The organism is Burkholderia sp. Ed8, from assembly GCF_040761425.1.
GTDB lineage: Bacteria > Pseudomonadota > Gammaproteobacteria > Burkholderiales > Burkholderiaceae > Burkholderia > Burkholderia seminalis.
On the sequence record NZ_CP142886.1, the window covers coordinates 2,974,789 to 2,994,887 of the forward strand.

The window sequence follows — 20,099 nt, forward strand, 5'->3', positions numbered from 1 at the left end:
TAATCACGAAAGCGGAAAACCTAAGCTCAAAAAAATCGTTCCAAAGCCCTGCACCGATCCCTAGACTGATTTCCCAGAAACAGCCGTGCAATCGCGTCCTCGCCCGCCGCGCGGCCTGACCGGCGAGCTATCCCGAATCGAACGCACACCATGCATGCGCCGCGCATCCGCGACGCGAGCAGGGCGATGTCTTTTCCAAATTTCGGCAGTGACAGTCAAGCAGGAGCAGCAGATGAATGTGTTCTGGTTTATCCCCACGCATGGCGACAGCCGCTATCTCGGCACGGCCGAAGGTGCGCGCGCCGCGGATTACGATTACTTCAAGCAGGTCGCCGTCGCGGCCGATACGCTCGGCTACGAAGGCGTGCTGCTGCCGACCGGCCGTTCCTGCGAGGATGCGTGGGTCGTCGCGTCGAGCCTCATCCCGGCGACGCAGCGCCTGAAATTCCTGGTCGCCGTGCGTCCCGGCATCGCGTCGCCGGGCCTGGCGGCCCGGATGGCCGCGACGTTCGACCGCCTGTCCGGCGGCCGCCTGCTGATCAACGTCGTGACGGGCGGCGACGCGGCCGAACTCGAAGGCGACGGCCTGTTTGCCGATCACGACACGCGCTACGAGATCACCGACGATTTCCTGAACATCTGGCGCGGGCTGCTGGCGGCGTCGCACGACAACGGCGGCTTCGACTACATCGGCAAGCACCTGCAGTCGAAGGGCGGCAAGGCGCTTTATCCGCCCGTGCAGCGTCCGCATCCGCCGCTGTGGTTCGGCGGTTCGTCGCCGGCCGCCCACGCGATTGCGGCCGATCACATCGATACCTACCTGACCTGGGGCGAGCCGCCCGAGGCCGTCGCGAAGAAGATCGCCGACATCCGGGCCCGCGCGGAGGCGCGCGGTCGCAAGATCAAGTTCGGCATCCGCTTGCACGTGATCGTGCGTGAAACCGAGGACGAAGCGTGGCGTGACGCCGAGCGCCTGATCAGCCGTCTGGACGACGACACGATCGCGCGTGCGCAGCAGGCGTTCGCGAACATGGATTCGGAAGGCCAGCGCCGGATGGCCGCGCTGCACGGCGGCAAGCGCGGCGGCCGCGACGCGCTCGAGGTGTACCCGAACCTGTGGGCCGGCGTCGGCCTGGTGCGCGGCGGCGCGGGCACGGCGCTCGTCGGCAATCCCGAGCAGGTCGCGGAACGCATGCGCGAATACGCGGATCTCGGCATCGAGACGTTCATCCTGTCCGGTTATCCGCACCTCGAGGAGTCGTATCGCTTCGCCGAGCTCGTGTTCCCGCTGATCAAGGGCAAGGGCGCGGAGAAGGCGACCGGCCCGCTGTCGGGGCCGTTCGGCGAAATCGTCGGCAACAACTATCTGCCGAAAGCCGCGCAGAGCTGAGCGACAGGAGGCCTGCGATGACAACGAAAACGTCGACGACGGGCGCCGTCGTGGCGGCCCGTGCCTGGCGCGGCGTCGCGCCGTGGCTCGTGCCGCTCGCGTTGCTGGTGGCGTGGGAGGTCGGTGCGCGCACCGGCTGGCTGTCGACCCGCGTGCTGCCCGAACCGGTGGCGGTCGTCCGCGCGGCCTGGTCGCTCGTGACGTCGGGTGAAATGTGGGCGAACGTGAAGGTCAGCACGTGGCGCGCGCTGTTCGGCTTTGCGATCGGCGGCGGCGTCGGCCTTGCGCTGGGGCTCGCGACCGGCCTGTCGAAGGCGGCCGAGGTCGCGCTCGATTCGACGATCCAGATGATCCGCAACATTCCGGCGCTCGCGATGATTCCGCTCGTGATCCTGTGGTTCGGCATCGACGAGAAGGCGAAGCTGTTCCTGGTCGCGCTCGGTGTGTTCTTCCCGGTCTACATCAACACATATCACGGGATCCGTTCGGTCGACGCGAACCTGATCGAGATGGCGAAGAGTTACGGCGTGCGCGGCTTCGCGCTGTACCGCGACGTGATCCTGCCCGGTGCGCTGCCTTCGATCCTCGTCGGCGTGCGTTTCGCGCTCGGGCTGATGTGGGTGATGCTGATCGTCGCGGAAACGATCTCCGCGCAGTCGGGCATCGGCTACATGACGATGAACGCGCGTGAATTCCTGCAAACCGACGTGGTGGTGGTCGGCATCCTGTTGTACGCGGTGCTCGGCAAGCTGGCCGACGTGCTGGCGAAATGGCTCGAGCGCGTGACGCTGCGCTGGCATCCCGCTTATCAATCAGGAGCAAAGGCATGAATGCGACCACTTCGGCGGCCGCCTACGGCCCGCTCGCCGGCGCGGACCTCGAGGTCGAACTGGCACAGGCACGCGTCGCGGACGGCGATGCGCGCGACGCGGCGATTCTCGAGCGCGACGGCGGCGCATCGGTCGTGCCGCTCGCGCGACGACGCGCGGACAGCCCGGCACCCGACGACGCGGTGACGCTGTCGGGCGTCAGCAAGCGCTTCGGCGCACGCACGGTGCTCGACAACGTCGAGCTCGGTATCGCACGCGGCAGCTTCGTCGCGATCGTCGGCCGCAGCGGCTGCGGGAAATCGACGCTGCTGCGTCTCGTCGCGGGGCTCGAGCAGCCGAGCAGCGGCGCGCTCGTGACGCGCGGCGAGGGCGGCGGCGTGCTTGACACGCGGATCATGTACCAGGATGCGCGTCTGCTGCCGTGGAAGACCGTGCTGCAGAACGTGATGCTGGGCCTCGGGCGCGGCGCGCGCGATCAGGCGCGCGCGGTGCTCGATGAAGTCGGCCTGCTGGAGCGGGCCAACGACTGGCCCGCGCAATTGTCGGGCGGCCAGCGCCAGCGCGTTGCACTGGCCCGCGCGCTCGTGCACCGGCCTCAACTGCTGTTGCTCGACGAGCCGCTCGGCGCGCTCGACGCGCTGACCCGCATCGAGATGCATGCGCTGATCGAGCGGTTGTGGCGCGAGCATCGGTTCACCGCGCTGCTCGTCACGCACGACGTGCAGGAGGCCGTCGCGCTCGGCGACCGCATCCTGCTGATCGAGCAGGGACGTGTGGCGCTCGATCAGCCCGTGCCGCTCGACCGGCCGCGCGCCCGTGCCTCGGCCGCATTCGCGGCGCTGGAGGATCGCGTGCTGAAGCGCGTGCTTGCCGGCGGGCCCGGTGCGGCCGATCAGGACGCGGAGCATGAGACGGACAAGGTTCGACCGGTCGGGCAGATCCGCTGGGCCGTTTAATTCCGGGCGGCTCCGGCCGCCCGTCTTGAGACTTTTTTCTTCGGAGCGATCATCCCGATGAGCATCACTGCAATCAACGTACGTAACCAGTTCAAGGGCAAGGTGAAGGAGATCATTCGCGGGTCCGTGGTCTCCGAAGTCGACGTCGAGACGCCGTTCGGCATCGTCACGTCGGTGATCACGACCCGTTCGGTCGACGAACTCGAACTGAAGGTCGGCGCGGAAGTCGTCGCGCTCGTGAAGTCCACCGAAGTCTCGATCGCGCGTCTCTGACCGCGCGTGTCCTGCTCCGATGCGGCGCCGGCGGGCAGTGTGCCCCCCGCGCCGCATCGGCGTTCCCGCAGCGCGCATGCCTCGGTATTCGGCGTCCGGACGAAGTGCTAGGATGGAGCGACACGACGTCGGAGGCCAACGCATGACCCCCATTCTTTCCCCTGAAGCCATCGAGGCGCTGAAGTGGATCGACCAGTTCGGCGAAAGCCGGCCGGTTCCCGCTGCGTTCGACGACGTTGTCTATGCGTTGCTGAACGAGGGGCTGATCTATCAGGCGACGGCCGACCGGGTCGACCTGACGACCGACGGCAAATCCTTTTTGTCCAACGAATACGATTGAGCGCCCGGCGCCGGCTGCCCGGGCGGCCTGGCGCCGCGTCGCAACGGAGCGTGCGATGGAACCGAAAGGCAGCGACCTCGGCGATTTCAGCGAGCCGTACCGCGGTTTCGAGATCGAGGTGAAGACCGAGCAGGTCTGGGACGGCGAGCATGCGCACTACCGCGTGCTGCAAGGCGATGCCGTGCGGATCGACTGGCGGCTCGTCAAGGTCGACGGGATGCTGCTGACCGAGCGACGCGTGATCGAGCGCGTGCTCGACGAGGCGCGCCGGGCCGTCGATGCGGAGCTGGGCGAGGGCGGCTAGCGGAGCGCCGGCAGGAGTGGCCCGGGTTGCGGTAAAATAACCGGTTGTTCCCGTGCCGGCTGGCCTGTTGCCCGAATTCCATGTCCGTTTCGTCCTCGCTTCCTCCCCGCCGCGTTTCCGTCGCGCCCATGCTCGACTGGACCGACCGTCATTGCCGGTCGTTCCACCGTACGCTGACGCGCAACACGTGGCTGTATACGGAGATGATCACGACGGGCGCGCTGCTGTTCGGCGACGCGCAGCGGCATCTTGCGTTCACGCCGAGCGAATCGCCGATCGCGCTGCAACTGGGCGGCAGCGAGCGTGACGATCTCGCGCGCGCCGCGAAGCTCGGCGAGCAGTGGGGCTACGACGAAATCAACCTGAATTGCGGATGTCCGTCCGAGCGTGTGCAGCGCGGCGCGTTCGGCGCGTGCCTGATGAACGAGCCGCAGCTCGTTGCCGACGGCGTGAAGGCGATGCGCGACGCGGTGTCGGTGCCGGTCACGGTCAAGCACCGGATCGGTGTCGACGCGGTCGAAGATTACGCGTTCGTGCGGGACTTCGTCGGCACGGTGGCCGAGGCCGGTTGCGAAACGTTCGTCGTGCATGCGCGCAACGCGATCCTGAAGGGTTTGTCGCCGAAGGAGAATCGCGAGATCCCGCCGCTCAAGTACCACTATGCGTATCAGTTGAAGCGTGATTTTCCGTCGCTGGAGATCGTCATCAACGGCGGCATCACGACGCTCGACGAGGTTGCGCAGCACCTCGAACATGTCGACGGCGTGATGCTGGGTCGCGAGGCGTATCACAACCCGTTTGTGCTGGCCGAAGTCGATACGCGCTTCTACGGGGCGACCGCAGCGGTGCCGACGCGCGAGGAAGCCGAGGCGCAGCTGATCGAGTATTGCGCGGCCGAACTGAAGCGTGGGACCTATCTCGGCGCGATCGTTCGGCACGCGCTCGGACTGTATCGCGGCATGCCGGGCGCGCGTGGCTGGCGCCGCGTGCTGTCCGACAACAAGAAGCTCGCGCGCGGCGATCTGGCCGTGTTTGACGAGGCGCGCGCGCATCTGAACGAAGCCGAAGAATTTTTTGAAAAAAAGGCTTTGCAAGATTCAAAAGTCTTCGTATAATCTTGTTCTTCGCTGCTGAAACAAAACAGCGAAGCGAAGTAAGCAGTATCAGTGGTGGCTGTAGCTCAGTTGGTAGAGTCCAGGATTGTGATTCCTGTCGTCGTGGGTTCGAGTCCCATCAGCCACCCCAACAAATTCAAGCAAAAAGCCCGGTTCAATGAGCCGGGCTTTTTGCTTTCTGGCGTTCGTATTGCATATTGCACAGCGCGACCGGTAATCGGTCCGACGCCCGGGCGGCGCAAATCGGGGATATCTCGGAAGGCCCGCGCTCGAATCACTTCGCGTTTCCCGGTCGTTGCGCAGACAACGTCCGCACGCGTTCGCATGCGCTGCTGCTTTCCGCTAAGGTTTGCGCGCGCCGTGCCGTTATCTCTCCTGGACAGCCCTCGTGCCTCGAATGCTGATCCGTTTTCTTGCCTGCTCGCGTGATGCGCGAGCAGGCTTTTTTGTTTACGGCATTCCATCGAAGACTGGATTGGCGGAATGGAACAGGGACTTGGCGCCAACCGACAAAGCGCAACAGTCTTTCATGGGTGTAATGTATCGCCTTCCTCGTGCCCTCATGCTTTGCAGGGCCGTTCGATCCCGACGACCCATGAAGGCGCCGGGATTTTTTTTGCATATGCAGCGATACCCCCGCGATGCGTCACCGAGAAAGGCATTTCGCAAGGCACGGTATATTTTGCGACGACACATACCGATCGATAGAACACGCTACAAGGAGTCGCCAACCCATGTCGGACACTCGGACCACGCTTCGCGCCGCGACTGCGCACGACGCGTCCCTCATCGCTCGCCTGCATACGCAGAGCTGGCAGAGCGCATACAGCCATATCCTTCCGGCCACCTACCTGTCGGATGAGGTGCCGACAGAGCACGCGATCCGGTGGCGCAAGTATCTCGATCGCAACGAAGACGAGTGGGGCCTGGTGCTGATCGCCGAGTCGGACGGCGCGCCCGTCGGCTTCGTCAGCGCGGAACGTCCTGACGATCCGGCGCTCGGTGTGCTGCTCGACTGCCTGCATGTCCATCCTTCGCATCACGGCTGCGGGACGGGCAAGCGCATGATCGAAGCCGTCCGTGCGTGGGCGCGGTCGATCGGCGCGGGCAAGGTCCACCTGCAGGTGCTGGACGGTAACGTGCGAGCGATCGGTTTCTACGAACACAACGGCTGGCAACTGGCCGGTATCGAAACGAGCCGCATCGGCCCGACGAAGGTCACCGATCGGATCTACGCGATCGACGCCTGAGGGCTTGCCGGTATCGGTGAGAAAGCCGGACGCGCTTCGCCGTTACTCGCCGCAATATCGAACGAGCAAATCAGCCTCGGTCTCGTGGATCTCGACGGGCAGCGCCGTCGCGCCCGCATGGGCAAGATAGCGCGCCCGATGCTGGCCGTTGCGAAACGACGCGACGCCGATTTTCGACAGGCCGGGAATGCCGAGCAGCGTTCGCGCTCTGGTCTCGCGAAACGTGATGAACGGCATGTCGGGAATCCTGTCCTGATCCGGAGCGAGGAATGTGCGGATACCCGCGGCTTTTCCCGGGGCCCAGTACTGGACCGACGGCAGGACATAGTCCGTCGTGTCGCGGTCGGCGCACGCCAGCAACTTCTTCAGATCGATCATCACGACCCGATGTCGCGAGTCGTCGGACGAGAATACCCGCTTGAGGTGCGTATAGGCATACGGGGCATGCCCGGGGAGCTGGATAATCCAGACATCCACGCCGCTTTGTTGTGCGTGGGCGAGTGTCATTATTTCCTCTGGTGGTGCGAGCGGGTTCTTGGGTTCGAGTTTAGCAGTGCGATCACGGCAACGGAGCAGGTCGATACGCGGAATGGAAAAACGGAACGACTCGCCGCATAGGCGCAGGGGCAGGGAAAGCCGGTGGCAAAGTAGCGGCGGTCATGCATCGGCAGTCGATATCGACAGGGGGCGAGACTATCGTGATACTGCCAGTCGGAAGGACATACGTTGTAACAGTCATGCAAGATTCACGCAGTGGCGCGCAATGCGGCACGCGTGGTTCGTCATGAGACTGGAGAGGGCGGAGTGACGGGCGCAAATCATGTCGTCGAAACTTGAGATCGAGTATCTCGATTACTGCTTCACCGCGACGCTCGAAATCAGGGCGTCCGGCCGGACAGCCGTCGTCGACTGGCGACTCGAATCCGACTCACGTGGCAAGACGCTCGCTTGGATCGTGTTCGATCGCTTTCTCGCGCGCAACGACTTCGCCGACGAAGAAGATGCGCGCGCCAATATCGTCGACTGGCTGGAACGGCTTGCCGACCCGCGGTCCGGCGCATCCACCGAGATCGCGAAGGCCGGTGCGGCGGTTTCCGGGGGCGGCGTGGCGACGGACGCATCGGCTGCCGAAATCGTCGGCGAAACCGTCGTTGAAATCGTCAGCGATCCGGACTGGATCGACATGGTTGCCGACTGGTTTTCCAGCAGCGCGCCTGGATGATGAAACCGGGTTGCCGCGTTTCCGATGTGATTTATGCTATTGCGTTCGAAAAACGCCAATTCATAAAATCAGGCGCGAGAAAATGCAGCCGGAATCACGTCGCGTGAAAAATAGAATAAACCTGCTTTGACAATGCGCGTGATTTACCGGAAACTGGCCCGATTCCGAGGACGTCCGCGTGAACTAAAAAAATAGAAGACCAGACATGAAAAGAAAAACGCCGGTAACGGCTGACATTGATCAAAATCGCTGCCGACCTGGTGGGCCGCATGGCCATGCCGTTCAATGAAGGCAGAAATTTCCTGAATCGTCGACATACCCGAGTATCGCCCGGCAATCGACCGGGAATTTCGCGCCCGGCTCATGAGGCTGTCGCCCGTTGCCGCATGTCATCAAAGGGTGAGTTGCCGCACAGACCGTCTTGTGACCCGCGATCACAATTTGGCCGGTTGACCGTTCTTCCCCGGCCCGGTCAACTATTTCCCCGCTCGCTCGCGCAGGAGCGGGGGCTTTTTGCCCGTCCGACGCCGGAAGACCGCGTCGGCGGAACCGGACAGGCGTTCGGCAGGCTGCGCGATGGCACCCACGGCGCGCCTCGGCAACCGTTCGCCTGATCCGCACGCATCGTTTTCCTCGTGCCTGAGCGAACCCTCAGGCCCATCGCCGGTTTCGGCCGGCGATGCCTTGATCCCGGCGGCGTGTCACAACGCTGCCGGGATGTTTTTTGCGCCGGACGCGTCGCGTCACGTCGTGCGCGACGGACATGCCAATCCGCTCAGCCAGCCTGTTCGACGCTGGTTTCCCATCCGTCGTATTCCCCGCCGAGTGAACGCACCTCGCGATTGATCGCGATCGTGTGACGCGTGATGTCGGCCAGCGCCATCGTGCCTTCGTGCGAAAACCGTACGGCCGACTTGCCGTCCTCGGTCGGCGCGACCGACTCGACCGGATAGCCTTTCCCTTCGGCCCAGTCCGCGAACTGGTGCGCGTCGCTCGGGTCCGGGAAGTACGCCCAGTGCATCACACGCCGGCTCACGTCGCTGGCGTCGCCTTTCTGCCGCAGCGCATCCAGTACGCGCATGTCGCGCATCATCTGCCAGTCGTCGTCGGTCGGGTATAGCGTCTGCCAGTACGATGCCTTGTCCGGATCGTCCTGGTGCGCGTACTGAAGTGCGTAGGTCGTCTGTTCGGCCAGCGCGTCGACGATCTCGGCCGCAGCCTCTTCGTCGAACGGCACGTAGAACAGGAAATCCCGGTTGCCGTCGACGGTGATGCGGCCGACCTGCACGCCGCCTTTCGCGGTGATCGCCGTGTCCAGCAGATCCTCGATCTTTGCCAGGTCGGCGAATTCGTCGCCGGCCGGCAGGCCTTCGGGCGTCGGATGCGCGAACGGAACGCGCACGGTGAGCAGCGACGTGCGCGGATCGCCTTCGGCGATTTCCGCGAAGCTGTGGTTGAAGCTGATGAAAGCCTGATGGTCGCCCATTCTGGCAGGGAAGGTTCCCCAGGCGTCGGTCATGTGTTTCTCCCGTACACGATTGTCTGTTGACGGTTGCAAAGCGTCCCAATGTATCATCGAAAATCGCGTGGGCAGTGACGCGCGCATGATCGCGTGCCGCGCGCGAACGTCGGCGATAGCCGCGGCCGACTGCGGCTTTCCGCAGGCGTGTGGCGGGCCGCGAGAAAAATCCGAAGGAGATTCCGATGTCGATGTTTGCGGTGAATGGTGTCCGAATCGATCCGCTCAGCGCGCGCGTGACGCACGTGCGCTGGGCGGCCGTGAATCCGGCCGACCGGTCGTGGGCGGCGACGCCGAGCGAGGCGCCGGTGGCGGACGTGGCACGCGCGCTTGCGTCCGGCAGCGATGTCCGCGCGATCTTTTCGGCATCGGACGCCACCGCGATCGGGCCCAGGCTGAAACGCGTGCTGTATCGGGATGCGTCGGAAGGCATCGAGCTCGACATCGATGCAACGAGCGAGTCGCGCACGTTGCGCGATCTTCCGCAAATCTGAGCGGACCGGCGCGCGCGCTGCGGCGTCGACTGCGGAACCCGGCCGAACGGCCGCTAGCACGACACTGATCGCGAGGCGTAGTATCGAATCGTCGCCATACTGCATGCGGGTTGCGCCGAACGGTCAGGAGGGGCGCGCGAGGTTCGGCGAGCCGGTATCCGAATCGAATCGCGCAAACGCGTACGAGATCATGTCCAGGCCTGTTATCGCTCCGTTGGGATCCGCACTTTGTCTGGCGCTCGCAGCCTGCCAGGCCGCGCCCGAAGCGCCGCTTCCGCCGCCGTCGCCCGAGACCGCATCGGCAGCCGTGCCGGCAGCGTCGCCGGCCGAGCCGATTCGCGGCATGGGCATGGCACCTCATCTGGCAGGGCAGAGTCACTGGGCCGTCGGTCAGTGCACGACCAACGGTACCGTCAAGGTGTGCAATTGACCGGCGCCGTCGGCGCGGGGCGCATGCCGTGTAAGCAAGACTGGAATCCTGATTGGGCACCCGCGTCGATGGGCCGGTTGCCGTCGACGCGAGCCAGCGAGTAATGAACGACGAACACGTAACAGACGATTCCGGCCTGCATGTCGATCCCGCCGAGGGGACGGTCATCGGCCAGTTGCCGATGACGCTGGCGGTCGATGGCAGGAGCCTGAAGAGAAGGGCGGTGGTGTGTGCGGTGCTGGCCGTGGCGAGCCTGTGCGGTTATGCGGCCGATCCGGCACTCTGGCCCGTGGCGGCGCTGGCCGCGATGCTGGCGCTGGCCAGCGCGGCCTTCTTCTTCGCGTCGCGGCGCAAGATGGCGCTGCATATCGACGAGACAGGCTTCAGGCTGATCGGGGCCGCGCGTGAAAAACCCGTCACGCCATGGCGCGACGTCACCGAATTTCGGATCATCAGCGTGGCCGGAAATCGCTACATCGGCTACCAGTTCTCGCCGCATTCGTCGCGCACCAGGGTGCCGGGTGGCGTGATGCTGCCGATTGCCCGGTTTGTCGATCTTCCACTCGACGCGGTGGCCGGATTGCTGGAGGCATGCCGCCGTCAGTTCGGCGCGCCTGATGAGCGGGCCGACCGAATGGGGTGACGGCGGGGGTGACGGCGCCCGATTCGGGCGCTCGCGCGACCCGCGATGCGAAAAAACAAAAAATAGGCGGGGCGTCGTGTCGAATTCCGCCGTGGTCGTCCGTCGTAGCATCGGAGGCGTGCGCATCGAGCGTCCGTCCCGATTTTCGATACGACAACCGACTGAAGGAGCGACACCCATGTCCACGTCCGTCAAACCGATCCCGGAAGGGATGCGCACGCTGACGCCGCACCTGATCTGTGCCGGCGCGACAGCCGCCATCGACTTCTACAAGCGCGCATTCAATGCAGTCGAACAGTTTCGCCTGGCAATGCCTGACGGCCGGCTCGCGCACGCGTGCCTCGCGATTGGCGATTCGACGCTGATGCTGGTGGATGAAATGCCCGAACACGGCGCGCTCGGGCCGAAGGCGCTGAAAGGCACGTCGGTCTGCCTGCATCTGTACGTACCGGACACCGATGCGGCGATCGCGAAGGCGGTCGCAGCCGGTGCGACGGTCACGATGCCGGCCGCCGACATGTTCTGGGGCGATCGTTACGGCCAGGTCGAGGATCCGTTCGGCCATCGCTGGTCACTCGCGACGCATCAGCGCGACCTGACGCCTGAGCAGATCGCGGAGGCCATGGCCAGCGCGCCGCCCTGCGGGAGCTGACGCAGCGGCGCCCCTGCGGCTGAACGGCGGGGCGGCGGCAAGTACCCGCGGCCGGCTTGCCGCGGTTACGCGCCGGTCATCTTGCCGCGCTGCTTGTCCTCGTACATCAGTTGATCGGCCGATGCGAGCAGGTCGGCCACGCCCGGATGGCGGGCGGGATCGTACGCGACGTGGCCGACGCTGAACCGGATCGCGTAGCCGCGTGCGTCGGCCGCATTGCGCAAGGCGAGCGCCTGCGTCACGCGTTCGACCGGCTCGACGACGTCGGCCGGATCGGTGGCGCTCAGCAGCACGACGAACTCGTCGCCGCCGAGCCGTGCGATCACGTCGCTGTCGCGCAGCGCACCGGTCAACGTGTCGGCGAACGTCTTGAGCGCACGATCGCCTTCGGCATGGCCAAAGCGATCGTTGATCGCCTTGAAACCGTTCAGGTCGAAGAACAGCAGCACCGCGTGACGGCCGAGGCGGTCGCACAGGCTCAGCACATGACGGGCGAGGATCTCGAAGCCGCGCCGGTTCGTCAGTTGCGTGAGTTCGTCGGTGGTCGCGAAATGCAGCGCAGCGATTTCGCGTTCCGTCATGTGGGCGAGATCGCCGAGCAGGGCGAGTTCTTCGGGTTCGAGCGAACGCGGCCGCGTGTCGATCAGGCAGAGCGTGCCGATGGGGGCGCCGTTCGGTGCCGCGAGCGGCCGGCCGGCGTAGAAGCGGATGCCCGGTGTGCCGGTGACGAGCGGGTTGTCGTGGAAGCGGCCGTCGTTCCGCGCGTCCTGGATGACCATCGTGTCGCCCGCGAGCAGCGCGTGCGCGCAGAACGATACGTCGCGCGATGTCTGCGTGGCGTCGAGGCCCGCGTGGCTCTTGAACCACTGACGATTCTCATCGACGAGGCTGACGAGCGCGATCGGTACGTCGAACAGCCGGCGCGCGAGACGCGTCAAGCGGTCGAATCGCTCTTCGGGCGGCGTGTCGAGGATCGACAGCGAATGCAGCGCGTCGAGTCGAGCCGCCTCGTTGGCCGGTTTCGGTGCGATTTGCATGGGCCTGGTCGCTTGTCCCGGCTGCAAGGCCGGTCACAGGATCGTATGTTGGACAGTATCGCGCATTATTCGGCGCGTCGCCAACCCGCCCCTCGGTGACGGGCATTCCCGACGCTGTCCCGACCGACGCAGATGCAGTGAGAAGCGGGTGGCATGCGTCTGCGTTGCATCACGATGCAGAATCGGCTGCGCGACGTCTCAAGGTGCGCGGTGCAATGCCGTAAATAGGGCGAGTCCAATCGTTCTTCGCAGCCCACCGCCCCATGGTTCGAATTCTGTACGCGGGTTATCTCGCATTTGCGCTGTATCTTCTTTACCCGATGGTTCAGAACACCCTGGCGTTCAGCACGGATTGCGTGCGCAATGCGCTGCCTGCTGTGTCGACGACGCCGGCAAGCAGCGTGGACGGGCACGCGAACCGCTGTGTCCCGACCACGCAGGCCGGTGCCGCGACAGGACGGATCGCTGAAATCCATTGACTGCGCCGTCCGGCGCGCATGTCGTTCGAGGCGTGAAGCGGCGACTGGCCATTCGGCCGAATTGAGCGTCGCGTCACGCTCGCCGATCATCTGCATCACGGCGGTGCGAGCGCGGGGTATCGGGAAGCGGCGCCCAGCCCGTGGCGTGCGTCAGTAGCTGGAGCGGTACGGCGCGCCCTGGTCGAAGCGGCTTTGCCAGTGCGTGAGGTAGCGCGACGCGAGTTGCGGATTGTTCCAGACCACGACGACGTTTTCCGAATTGCGGCTGGCCGCCGACGCGCTGTAGTTGAACGAACCCGTTTCGACGTGCTCGGCGTCGATCACGAGGTACTTGTCGTGGTGGATCGCATAGGTGTCGATCGTGCGGGTCGGGATGCCGGCGTTGACGAGCAGGTTCAGTGCCTGCTTGCTGCTCTTGGCACGGTTGCCCTTGTCGTCGACGACCACCGCGACATTGACGCCGCGTCGCTTCGCGTCGAGCAGTGCGCGCGTGACGGGCGGCGACGTGAACGAATACGCGGCCACGCGGATCGAACTGCGCGCGGCGCCGATCGCTTTCAGCACGAGTGCCTCGGCGCCGCCGTCGGGCGAGAACGCCGATTCGACCACCTGCGTCGCGGGCGCTTCATGCGTAGGCGTCGGCAGCCATCGCGACACGAGGTCGATCGCCTGCTGGAGCAGCGATTCACTTTGCGTCTTGCCGAAGGCGGCGAAGGGTGTGGCGAGCAGGGAGGCGGCGAGACAGGCAGCGGCGAGGCGATTGCGCGACAACATCTTGGACAGCGAATGATTTCGAGACAGCGGGCCGTGAGTGTAACGCAGACGGAGTGGCGCGGTCACGCGCGTATCGCGACGCGATGTCGCGCGCGATGTTCATTCGTGCAGAGCCGATGCAGTGAAGTTGCGTCGCGCGTCAATCCTCGACTGTCGGCGTGCCGGTTTCGCGCGCAGCGATCCACCCGGGGCCGGGCTCGGGTTGCACGTCGCGCGCATCGAGTGGTTCGCCGCAGGCCGAGCAAACAGTGACCGCATGCATCAGCTGGCCGCAGGTACGGTGGCGCAATTGCACCGGCGGCCCCTGGCCGTCGTCCTTCCAGCGATCGCCCCATGCCGTCAGCGCCAGCAGCGCCGGGTAGAGGTCGCGGCCCTTGTCCGTCAACCGGTATTCGAAGCGCGGCGGCCGCTCCTGATACACACGCTTGACCAGCACGCCTTCGTCGACGAGCCGCGCGAGCCGTTCGGCCAGCACGTGGCGCGTGAGGCCAAGCTGGGTCTGGAACGCATCGAAGCGGCGGCAGCCGAGGAACGCGTTGCGCAGGATCAGCATGGTCCAGCGATCGCCGAGCACGGCGAGCGCGCGCGCGACCGAACAGTTCAGCGTGCCGATGTCATCCCATTTCATCGTCGAGTCTCTTGCGTCTTGCTGCGGTTCAGCGAAATAGCGGGTTCGATTATAGAACCCGCCTTCGGTTGTCACAGGCGCGGCTGCGTTGACAACGGCCGGCATCGTTGTCAATAATGAGTTCCAATTTAGAACTTACTCGCGCGGCGACGCGCTTTCAACCCGGAGACAACCCGATGAATCCGCTTTCCCTGTCAGGTCTCGATCTGCTGCGCGCAGCCGTCTCGGGCGATGCGCCGCTCGCGTCGATTTCCGAGACGATTCCGATGCGCCCGCTCGACGTCGAACTCGGTTACGTGAAGTTTTCCGCGCGGGCGGACGGCCGTCACCTGAATCCGCTCGGCGGCGTGCATGGCGGGTTCGCCGCGACGGTGCTCGATTCGGTCACGGGGTGCGCGGTGCATTCGATGCTCGACGCGGGCGTCGGCTACGGCACGGTCGACCTGCACGTGAAGATGCTGCGGCCGGTGCCGCGCGACGTCGATCTGGTCGCGGAAGGGCGCGTGATTCACCTGTCGCGTTCGCTGGGCGTCGCCGAGGGGACGCTGAAGACGCCGGACGACAAGATCGTCGCGCATGCGTCGGCGACCTGCTTTATCCAGCGGCCGCAGTAACGGCGGGCCGCAACGCTGCCGTCCGGGCCCGCGGGGGACGCGCCGGGCGGCGTCGAAGGCGGCTTGTAAGCGTGCGCGGCGCACATCTGAAGCGGTCGCTTCAATGTGATAGCGTTTCTGCTTTCCACCGACGCGACAGGAACAGCATGGAATACCGCACACTCGGCGATTCGGGCATCGAGGTCAGCCTGATCGGGCTCGGCACGATGACGTGGGGCGAACAGAACTCGGAGCGCGACGCGCACGAGCAGATCGACTACGCGATCGCGCAGGGCGTGACGCTGATCGATGCCGCGGAGATGTATCCGGTGCCGCCGAAGCCCGACACGCAAGGCCGCACCGAGCAGTACATCGGCACCTGGCTCGCTCAGCATCGTGCGCAGCGCGAGCGCATCGTGCTCGCGACGAAGATCGCGGGCCCCGCGCGGCAGCCGCACAACCCGCGCCATATCCGCGGCGAGGGCAACCAGTTCGATCGCAAGAACCTGACCGAAGCGCTCGACGGCAGTCTCAAGCGGCTGCAGACCGACTATGTCGACCTCTATCAACTGCACTGGCCCGATCGCAGCACGACGACGTTCGGCCGTCCCGCGTATCCGTGGGTCGACGACGCCTACACGGTGCCGATCGAGGAAACGCTCGGTGTGCTCGCGGAATTCGTGAAGGCCGGCAAGGTGCGCGCGATCGGCGTGTCGAACGAAACGCCGTGGGGCGTCGCGCAGTTCCTGCGCGCGGCCGAGAAACTCGGGCTGCCGCGTATCGCGAGCATCCAGAATCCGTACAGCCTGCTGAACCGCACGTTCGAGAACGGGCTGTCGGAATTCACGCATCGCGACGGCGTGGGCCTGCTCGCGTACTCGCCGCTCGCGTTCGGCTGGCTGTCCGGCAAGTACGAGAACGGCGCGCGTCCGGCCGGTGCGCGCATCACGCTGTTCGAGCGCTTCCAGCGCTACAGCAAGCCGCAGGCCGTCGAGGCGACGTCGCGTTACGTCGCGCTCGCGCAGCGCCACGGGCTGTCGCCCGCGCAGCTCGCGCTCGCGTTCGTCAACAGCCGGCCGTTCGTGCGCAGCAACCTGGTCGGCGCGACGTCGCTCGAGCAGTTGAAGGAGAACATCGGCAGCATCGACGTGAAACTGTCCGACGAGATCCTTGCCGAGATCGACGCGCTGCACGAACGGCAGCCGAACCCGGCGCCGTAAACGACGCGCGGCCCGGGCGGCAGCGATGCCGCGACGGGCCGCGCCGGCGGCGCAGCGATGCGCTGCCGCTGCCCGGGTTATCGCATCTTGAGCCGCGTGCGCGCGACGAACAGCGCGGCGAGGCTTAGCACCGCGCAGCCCATCAGATAGAGCGCGGGCGACAGCCGGTTGCCGGTCGCGCTGATCAGCCAGGTGATCATGAACGGCGCAAAGCCGCCGAACAACGTGACGCCCGTGTTGTAGCTGACCGCGAGCCCCGTTGCGCGCGTCTGCGACGGGAACAGTTCGGCCATCAGCGCCGGCAGCGCGCCGCAGTACATCGCCTTCAGCACGCCGATCCAGACCAGTGCGGCGAGCATCGTCGCGAACGACGCGTGATGTGTCAGCCACGCGAACGTCGGCCACACGGTGACGAGCATCAGCAGTGCTGCGGCCGCCATCATGCGGATGCGCCCGGTGCTGTCTGACAGATGGCCGACGACCGGCGTGACGAGCGTCAGCACGAAGCCGGTCGCGAGCGTTGCCGCGAATCCGGTCGACGCAGGCAGCCCGAGCTGCTTGATCGCGTAAGTCGGCATGTACAGGATCATGTAGTTGATCGCGGTCGAGATCACGAGCGCGCCGATCGACAGCAGCACCCGCACCTTCTGCTCCGCGAACAGCTCGCGCACCGGCGCTTCGGAGCGCGCCTGCGTCTTGAACTCGACGCCTTCGTCGACATAACGGCGGATATACAGCCCGACCGGGCCGATCGCGAGCCCGAACAGGAACGGCACGCGCCAGCCCCAGCTTTCGAGCTGCGCGGGTGTCAGCGTGGCCGTCAGCAATGCGCCGAAGCCCGACGCGAGCAGCGTCGCGAGGCCCTGGCTCGCGAACTGCCAGCTCGACATGAAGCCGCGCCGCTGCGGCGCGTGTTCGACGAGGAACGCGGTCGAGCTCGCGAATTCGCCGCCGGCGGAAAAGCCCTGCATCAACCGCGACAGCATGATCCCGAGCGGCGCGAGAATGCCGATCGACGCGTAGGTCGGCATCAGCGCGATCAGCAACGTGCCGGCCATCATCATCGCGATCGACAGCAGCAGCGATGCCTTGCGGCCCGCGCGGTCCGCATAGGCACCGAGCACGAAACCGCCGATCGGCCGGATCAGGTAGGACAGCCCGAACGTGCCGAGCGTCAGCATCAGCGACGTCGCTTCGCTCGTCGCGGGGAAGAACAGCTTGGCGATCGTCACCGCGAAGAAGCCGTAGACGATCAGGTCGAACCATTCGAGCGCGTTCCCGATCGACGCCGCGAAGATGATGCGCCGGATCTTCGCCGCGCTGGGGCGGGCGGCGTCCTGCGAGGTCAGGGTGGTCGTGTTCATCGTATGGGCAGGTCCCGAGAAAGGAGCAAAGCGCGTTACAGGGCGGCGCCGGCCGCGGCGGATGCCGCGCGGCGAACGGGCGGCGCGTCGTCGCCGAGATCCCAGAAGAGGCCGGCCATCATCTGCAGCCCCTCGCTGACGACGCTCGCGAGCAGGTGCTCGTCGGGTGCGTGCTGCGAGCACGCCGGGTACGAGTGCGGCACCCATAGCGTCGGCAGCCCGAGCGTGTCGGCGAACACCTCGTTCGGCAGCGTGCCGCCGAGATTCGGCAGGATCGCGGGCTTCTTGCCGGTGGTGCGCGCCAGCGACGCGACGGCCCAGCGGACCCACGGATCGTCCGGCGGCACACGCGTGGCCGGCGCGCCGCGTTCGACGTCGATTTCGATGTCGGTGAACCCGTGTGCGTCGAGGTGCGCGCGCAGGTGCGCATGCAGCGCTTCCCAGTCGGTGCCGACGACGAAACGCAACTGGCAGTGCGCGTACGCGACGGGCGGGATCGCGTTGACGGGATGCTCGGGATTGCCGGCCTTGAATGCGAGGATCTCGAACGTGTTCCAGCCGAACACGCGCTCGGCCGCGGTGAGGCCGGGCTCGCCCCAGTCGGCATCGAGGGCCGGGTCGCCCGGGCCGCCGCCGACGGAAAGGTCGGCGAGCGCGTCGCGCACGGCGGCCGGGATCGGCGGCGGGCGAAGTCCCTCGACGCGAATCGCGCCGCGCGCGTCGACGAGGCTCGCAAGCGCATGCGCGAGCACGATCGCCGGATTGCGCAACAACCCGCCCCAGTTGCCGGAATGGTGTGCGCCGTCGCGGGCGCGCAGGCTCAGCTTGAAGTTGACCGAGCCGCGCGAGCCGAGGAACACGGTCGGGCGCGCGGCGGCGATGCGCGGGCCGTCGGACGCGATCAGCACGTCGGCCGCGAGCGCGTCGCGCGCCTGGCGGCACAGCGCGTCGAGCCCCGGCGACCCCGTTTCCTCGCCCATTTCGATCAGCAGTTTCGCGTTGAAGCCGAGCCGGCCGCCGCGTGCGTCGAGCACGCTTGCGAGCGCGGCGAGGTTGATGGTGTGCTGGCCCTTGTTGTCGGCGCTGCCGCGGCCATACCAGCGGTCGCCGTCGGCCGTCAGCGTCCACGGCGACAGCGGCGCGCGCCACTGCGCGTCGTAGCCGCGCACGACGTCGCCGTGGCCGTAGATCAGCACGGTCGGCAGTGCATCGTCTTCATGGCGCGACGCGAGCAGGAACGGGCCGCCGCCAGCGACGGGGTTGTCGACGATCCGCGAGGTGAAGCCGAGGCGGGCGGCCTCGGGTGCGATCTCGTCGGTCAGGTACGCGCGCAGCGCGGCGTCGTTGCCGCTGTCCTGGCTTTCGGTGCGCAGGCCGACGCGGCGGCTCAGGGTCGTGAAGAACGCGCCGGATTCGAACTGGTTCAGCGCGTGCTGGATGGCGGCGGTACGGCTCAAGTCGTATCTCCTCTGACGGGGGCGCTACACGCGCGGACCGCGCATGCAACGTGAAGTGCGATCGATTCTAGGAAGCCGTTTTTTTTGTCACAATGATCGAATTTCGAACCTTTCTTTGCCGAAAAGGCAAAGCGGCGCGGCCGGATGCGGCGCGGAGACAGAACGATGGCGGCTTTCCTGCATGGCCTGGCGTTGCGGTATTTCGTCGAAGTGGCGCGCACCGGCTCAATCAGCGACGCGTCCGCGCGGCTGCACGTGGCCGTGTCGGCGATCAGCCGGCAGATCGCGAAGCTCGAGAGCGAGCTCGGCGCGCCGCTCTTCGAGCGGCGGCCGCGCGGGATGGCGCTGTCGGAGGCCGGCGAGCGGCTGCTGGCGTTCGCGCAGCGCAGCCTGCTGGAAGCCGAGCACGTGATGAAGGACATCGGCGGCCTCGACGCGCTGCACGGCAGCCTGCTGAAGATCGCGTGTTCCGAAGGGTTCGCGATCGATTTTCTGCCCGGCGCGCTCGCAAGCTTCAAGGCGCGCCACCCGGGTGTCGATTTCACCATGTGGGTTGTGTCGCCGGCGGAAGCGACGCGGCGCGTGCGCGACGGCGATGCGGACATCGCGCTGACGTTCAGTCTTGCACCGGAGAAGGGCGTGCGCGTCGAGCATACCGAGCGCGCGCCGATCTTCGCGCTGGTGCGGCACGATCATCCGCTCGCGACGCGCGACGCGGTGTCGCTCGCCGATGTCGCGCGGCACGCGCATGTGCTGCCCGAGGCCGGCACGACGGTGCGTCAGCTGATCGACATTGCGTGTGCGCTCGACGGGCTGCTGCTCGAGCCCGAACTGACGAGCAACAACACGGCGGCGATGTACGGCTACGCGCGGCGCACGGGGGCGGTGATGTTCACGGGGCTGCTGTCGGTACGCGACCGTTTCGATGCGGACGGTTTCGTCGTCGTGCCCGTGACGAACCCGCAGCTGCGCGAGCGCAGCATCCAGGTGCAGACGATGGCGGGGCGCGATCTGCCCGCGTCGGTACGTGCGTTCCGCGACCACCTGATCGACGCGATGCGGGTTGCATCGACGCCGCCGACGGCCGTGCGCGGCCCGAGACGCCGGCCGTGAGATAATCGTCAATCCG

Annotated in this window: 24 protein-coding genes and 1 tRNA gene; 18 read left to right on the forward strand and 7 right to left on the reverse strand. The window is 66.1% G+C overall.

Annotated features, from left to right (window positions below; all coding sequences use genetic code 11):
• Positions 1 to 232: 232 nt before the first annotated feature.
• From ssuD to VXM69_RS27630, 9 genes are all read left to right on the forward strand, one after another.
• Complete coding sequence (ssuD, locus tag VXM69_RS27590; RefSeq protein WP_034186986.1) at positions 233 to 1,390, forward strand: FMNH2-dependent alkanesulfonate monooxygenase; 1,158 nt, start codon at positions 233 to 235, stop codon at positions 1,388 to 1,390.
• A gap of 17 nt (positions 1,391 to 1,407) precedes the next feature.
• Positions 1,408 to 2,220: an aliphatic sulfonate ABC transporter permease SsuC gene (gene ssuC / locus VXM69_RS27595; protein ID WP_049036196.1), complete on the forward strand. Its 813-nt coding sequence runs from the start codon at positions 1,408 to 1,410 to the stop codon at positions 2,218 to 2,220.
• Positions 2,217 to 3,176 (forward strand): ATP-binding cassette domain-containing protein, encoded by a 960-nt coding sequence (locus tag VXM69_RS27600; protein WP_367189554.1) that lies wholly within the window; start codon positions 2,217 to 2,219, stop codon positions 3,174 to 3,176. Before ssuC ends, VXM69_RS27600 begins: the two co-directional genes overlap by 4 nt.
• A 57-nt stretch (positions 3,177 to 3,233) precedes the next feature.
• The gene (locus tag VXM69_RS27605; protein ID WP_006476104.1) at positions 3,234 to 3,449 is read left to right on the forward strand and encodes a molybdopterin-binding protein; all 216 of its coding nucleotides are present in this window, start codon (positions 3,234 to 3,236) and stop codon (positions 3,447 to 3,449) included.
• A 142-nt stretch (positions 3,450 to 3,591) separates the two neighbouring features.
• The gene (locus VXM69_RS27610) at positions 3,592 to 3,789 is read left to right on the forward strand and encodes a hypothetical protein (RefSeq protein ID WP_034187036.1); all 198 of its coding nucleotides are present in this window, start codon (positions 3,592 to 3,594) and stop codon (positions 3,787 to 3,789) included.
• Positions 3,790 to 3,844: 55 nt separating this feature from the next.
• Complete coding sequence (locus tag VXM69_RS27615) at positions 3,845 to 4,093, forward strand: hypothetical protein (RefSeq protein WP_034186983.1); 249 nt, start codon at positions 3,845 to 3,847, stop codon at positions 4,091 to 4,093.
• Positions 4,094 to 4,221: 128 nt separating this feature from the next.
• On the forward strand, positions 4,222 to 5,208 hold the full coding sequence (gene dusA / locus VXM69_RS27620) for a tRNA dihydrouridine(20/20a) synthase DusA (protein WP_367189555.1): 987 nt from the start codon (positions 4,222 to 4,224) through the stop codon (positions 5,206 to 5,208).
• Between the two features lie 54 nt (positions 5,209 to 5,262).
• Positions 5,263 to 5,338 (forward strand) — tRNA-His (locus tag VXM69_RS27625).
• Between the two features lie 604 nt (positions 5,339 to 5,942).
• On the forward strand, positions 5,943 to 6,458 hold the full coding sequence (locus VXM69_RS27630) for a GNAT family N-acetyltransferase (protein WP_059557790.1): 516 nt from the start codon (positions 5,943 to 5,945) through the stop codon (positions 6,456 to 6,458).
• Positions 6,459 to 6,500: 42 nt separating this feature from the next.
• Here VXM69_RS27630 and VXM69_RS27635 read toward each other — a convergent pair whose 3' ends face one another.
• On the reverse strand, positions 6,501 to 6,965 hold the full coding sequence (locus tag VXM69_RS27635) for a hypothetical protein (protein ID WP_175026925.1): 465 nt from the start codon (positions 6,963 to 6,965) through the stop codon (positions 6,501 to 6,503).
• A 313-nt stretch (positions 6,966 to 7,278) separates the two neighbouring features.
• On the opposite strand from VXM69_RS27635, the gene VXM69_RS27640 reads away from it, so the two are divergent.
• On the forward strand, positions 7,279 to 7,680 hold the full coding sequence (locus VXM69_RS27640; protein ID WP_034186977.1) for a hypothetical protein: 402 nt from the start codon (positions 7,279 to 7,281) through the stop codon (positions 7,678 to 7,680).
• A 775-nt stretch (positions 7,681 to 8,455) separates the two neighbouring features.
• Here VXM69_RS27640 and VXM69_RS27645 read toward each other — a convergent pair.
• The gene (locus VXM69_RS27645) at positions 8,456 to 9,199 is read right to left on the reverse strand and encodes a DUF695 domain-containing protein (protein WP_059557786.1); all 744 of its coding nucleotides are present in this window, start codon (positions 9,197 to 9,199) and stop codon (positions 8,456 to 8,458) included.
• Between the two features lie 185 nt (positions 9,200 to 9,384).
• Between VXM69_RS27645 and VXM69_RS27650 the strand changes: the two genes are divergently transcribed.
• The 4 genes from VXM69_RS27650 (at position 9,385) to VXM69_RS27665 (ending at position 11,418) form a co-directional block, all read left to right on the forward strand.
• The gene (locus VXM69_RS27650) at positions 9,385 to 9,693 is read left to right on the forward strand and encodes a hypothetical protein (RefSeq protein ID WP_034187035.1); all 309 of its coding nucleotides are present in this window, start codon (positions 9,385 to 9,387) and stop codon (positions 9,691 to 9,693) included.
• Between the two features lie 190 nt (positions 9,694 to 9,883).
• Complete coding sequence (locus tag VXM69_RS27655) at positions 9,884 to 10,123, forward strand: hypothetical protein (RefSeq protein WP_124607996.1); 240 nt, start codon at positions 9,884 to 9,886, stop codon at positions 10,121 to 10,123.
• Between the two features lie 103 nt (positions 10,124 to 10,226).
• Positions 10,227 to 10,766 carry a hypothetical protein gene (locus VXM69_RS27660; protein WP_034187034.1) on the forward strand — a complete coding sequence of 180 codons (540 nt, stop codon included), beginning with the start codon at positions 10,227 to 10,229 and terminating at the stop codon, positions 10,764 to 10,766.
• Positions 10,767 to 10,944: 178 nt separating this feature from the next.
• On the forward strand, positions 10,945 to 11,418 hold the full coding sequence (locus VXM69_RS27665; protein WP_049036174.1) for a VOC family protein: 474 nt from the start codon (positions 10,945 to 10,947) through the stop codon (positions 11,416 to 11,418).
• A gap of 65 nt (positions 11,419 to 11,483) precedes the next feature.
• Here the strand turns inward: VXM69_RS27665 and VXM69_RS27670 are convergent, their stop codons facing one another.
• Positions 11,484 to 12,455, reverse strand: coding sequence for a sensor domain-containing diguanylate cyclase (locus tag VXM69_RS27670; RefSeq protein WP_343726783.1), 972 nt, complete (start codon positions 12,453 to 12,455; stop codon positions 11,484 to 11,486).
• A gap of 263 nt (positions 12,456 to 12,718) precedes the next feature.
• Here VXM69_RS27670 and VXM69_RS27675 point away from each other — a divergent pair, with 263 nt between their 5' ends.
• Positions 12,719 to 12,934, forward strand: a complete 216-nt coding sequence (locus tag VXM69_RS27675; RefSeq protein WP_034186973.1) for a hypothetical protein — start codon at positions 12,719 to 12,721, stop codon at positions 12,932 to 12,934.
• 150 nt (positions 12,935 to 13,084) lie between these two features.
• On the opposite strand, the gene VXM69_RS27680 is transcribed toward VXM69_RS27675, so the two are convergent.
• Together VXM69_RS27680 and VXM69_RS27685 are read right to left on the reverse strand one after the other, a co-directional pair.
• Positions 13,085 to 13,708: a phospholipase D family protein gene (locus VXM69_RS27680; RefSeq protein ID WP_034186972.1), complete on the reverse strand. Its 624-nt coding sequence runs from the start codon at positions 13,706 to 13,708 to the stop codon at positions 13,085 to 13,087.
• Positions 13,709 to 13,847: 139 nt separating this feature from the next.
• Positions 13,848 to 14,336 carry a winged helix-turn-helix transcriptional regulator gene (locus tag VXM69_RS27685; protein WP_367189556.1) on the reverse strand — a complete coding sequence of 163 codons (489 nt, stop codon included), beginning with the start codon at positions 14,334 to 14,336 and terminating at the stop codon, positions 13,848 to 13,850.
• 176 nt (positions 14,337 to 14,512) lie between these two features.
• Here VXM69_RS27685 and VXM69_RS27690 point away from each other — a divergent pair, with 176 nt between their 5' ends.
• Both VXM69_RS27690 and VXM69_RS27695 read left to right on the forward strand, forming a co-directional pair.
• A complete protein-coding gene (locus VXM69_RS27690) occupies positions 14,513 to 14,950 on the forward strand; it encodes a PaaI family thioesterase (RefSeq protein WP_034186970.1) in 438 nt (145 codons plus the stop codon).
• A 146-nt stretch (positions 14,951 to 15,096) separates the two neighbouring features.
• A complete protein-coding gene (locus tag VXM69_RS27695; protein ID WP_059557780.1) occupies positions 15,097 to 16,149 on the forward strand; it encodes an NADP(H)-dependent aldo-keto reductase in 1,053 nt (350 codons plus the stop codon).
• Between the two features lie 77 nt (positions 16,150 to 16,226).
• On the opposite strand, the gene VXM69_RS27700 is transcribed toward VXM69_RS27695, so the two are convergent.
• Complete coding sequence (locus VXM69_RS27700; RefSeq protein WP_034186968.1) at positions 16,227 to 17,513, reverse strand: MFS transporter; 1,287 nt, start codon at positions 17,511 to 17,513, stop codon at positions 16,227 to 16,229.
• A 35-nt stretch (positions 17,514 to 17,548) separates the two neighbouring features.
• Positions 17,549 to 18,970, reverse strand: a complete 1,422-nt coding sequence (locus tag VXM69_RS27705; RefSeq protein WP_034186967.1) for a M20 family metallopeptidase — start codon at positions 18,968 to 18,970, stop codon at positions 17,549 to 17,551.
• Positions 18,971 to 19,135: 165 nt separating this feature from the next.
• On the opposite strand from VXM69_RS27705, the gene VXM69_RS27710 reads away from it, so the two are divergent.
• A complete protein-coding gene (locus tag VXM69_RS27710) occupies positions 19,136 to 20,083 on the forward strand; it encodes a LysR substrate-binding domain-containing protein (RefSeq protein WP_059557776.1) in 948 nt (315 codons plus the stop codon).
• Positions 20,084 to 20,099: the final 16 nt, after the last annotated feature.

Coding starts and splice junctions, on each gene's coding strand:
- ssuD (WP_034186986.1), top strand. CDS start 233: ATGAATGTGTTCTGGTTTATCCCCACGCATGGCGACAGCCGCTATCTC.
- ssuC (WP_049036196.1), top strand. CDS start 1,408: ATGACAACGAAAACGTCGACGACGGGCGCCGTCGTGGCGGCCCGTGCC.
- VXM69_RS27600 (WP_367189554.1), top strand. CDS start 2,217: ATGAATGCGACCACTTCGGCGGCCGCCTACGGCCCGCTCGCCGGCGCG.
- VXM69_RS27605 (WP_006476104.1), top strand. CDS start 3,234: ATGAGCATCACTGCAATCAACGTACGTAACCAGTTCAAGGGCAAGGTG.
- VXM69_RS27610 (WP_034187036.1), top strand. CDS start 3,592: ATGACCCCCATTCTTTCCCCTGAAGCCATCGAGGCGCTGAAGTGGATC.
- VXM69_RS27615 (WP_034186983.1), top strand. CDS start 3,845: ATGGAACCGAAAGGCAGCGACCTCGGCGATTTCAGCGAGCCGTACCGC.
- dusA (WP_367189555.1), top strand. CDS start 4,222: ATGCTCGACTGGACCGACCGTCATTGCCGGTCGTTCCACCGTACGCTG.
- VXM69_RS27630 (WP_059557790.1), top strand. CDS start 5,943: ATGTCGGACACTCGGACCACGCTTCGCGCCGCGACTGCGCACGACGCG.
- VXM69_RS27635 (WP_175026925.1), bottom strand. CDS start 6,965: ATGACACTCGCCCACGCACAACAAAGCGGCGTGGATGTCTGGATTATC.
- VXM69_RS27640 (WP_034186977.1), top strand. CDS start 7,279: ATGTCGTCGAAACTTGAGATCGAGTATCTCGATTACTGCTTCACCGCG.
- VXM69_RS27645 (WP_059557786.1), bottom strand. CDS start 9,199: ATGACCGACGCCTGGGGAACCTTCCCTGCCAGAATGGGCGACCATCAG.
- VXM69_RS27650 (WP_034187035.1), top strand. CDS start 9,385: ATGTCGATGTTTGCGGTGAATGGTGTCCGAATCGATCCGCTCAGCGCG.
- VXM69_RS27655 (WP_124607996.1), top strand. CDS start 9,884: ATGTCCAGGCCTGTTATCGCTCCGTTGGGATCCGCACTTTGTCTGGCG.
- VXM69_RS27660 (WP_034187034.1), top strand. CDS start 10,227: ATGAACGACGAACACGTAACAGACGATTCCGGCCTGCATGTCGATCCC.
- VXM69_RS27665 (WP_049036174.1), top strand. CDS start 10,945: ATGTCCACGTCCGTCAAACCGATCCCGGAAGGGATGCGCACGCTGACG.
- VXM69_RS27670 (WP_343726783.1), bottom strand. CDS start 12,455: ATGCAAATCGCACCGAAACCGGCCAACGAGGCGGCTCGACTCGACGCG.
- VXM69_RS27675 (WP_034186973.1), top strand. CDS start 12,719: ATGGTTCGAATTCTGTACGCGGGTTATCTCGCATTTGCGCTGTATCTT.
- VXM69_RS27680 (WP_034186972.1), bottom strand. CDS start 13,708: ATGTTGTCGCGCAATCGCCTCGCCGCTGCCTGTCTCGCCGCCTCCCTG.
- VXM69_RS27685 (WP_367189556.1), bottom strand. CDS start 14,336: ATGAAATGGGATGACATCGGCACGCTGAACTGTTCGGTCGCGCGCGCG.
- VXM69_RS27690 (WP_034186970.1), top strand. CDS start 14,513: ATGAATCCGCTTTCCCTGTCAGGTCTCGATCTGCTGCGCGCAGCCGTC.
- VXM69_RS27695 (WP_059557780.1), top strand. CDS start 15,097: ATGGAATACCGCACACTCGGCGATTCGGGCATCGAGGTCAGCCTGATC.
- VXM69_RS27700 (WP_034186968.1), bottom strand. CDS start 17,513: ATGAACACGACCACCCTGACCTCGCAGGACGCCGCCCGCCCCAGCGCG.
- VXM69_RS27710 (WP_059557776.1), top strand. CDS start 19,136: ATGGCGGCTTTCCTGCATGGCCTGGCGTTGCGGTATTTCGTCGAAGTG.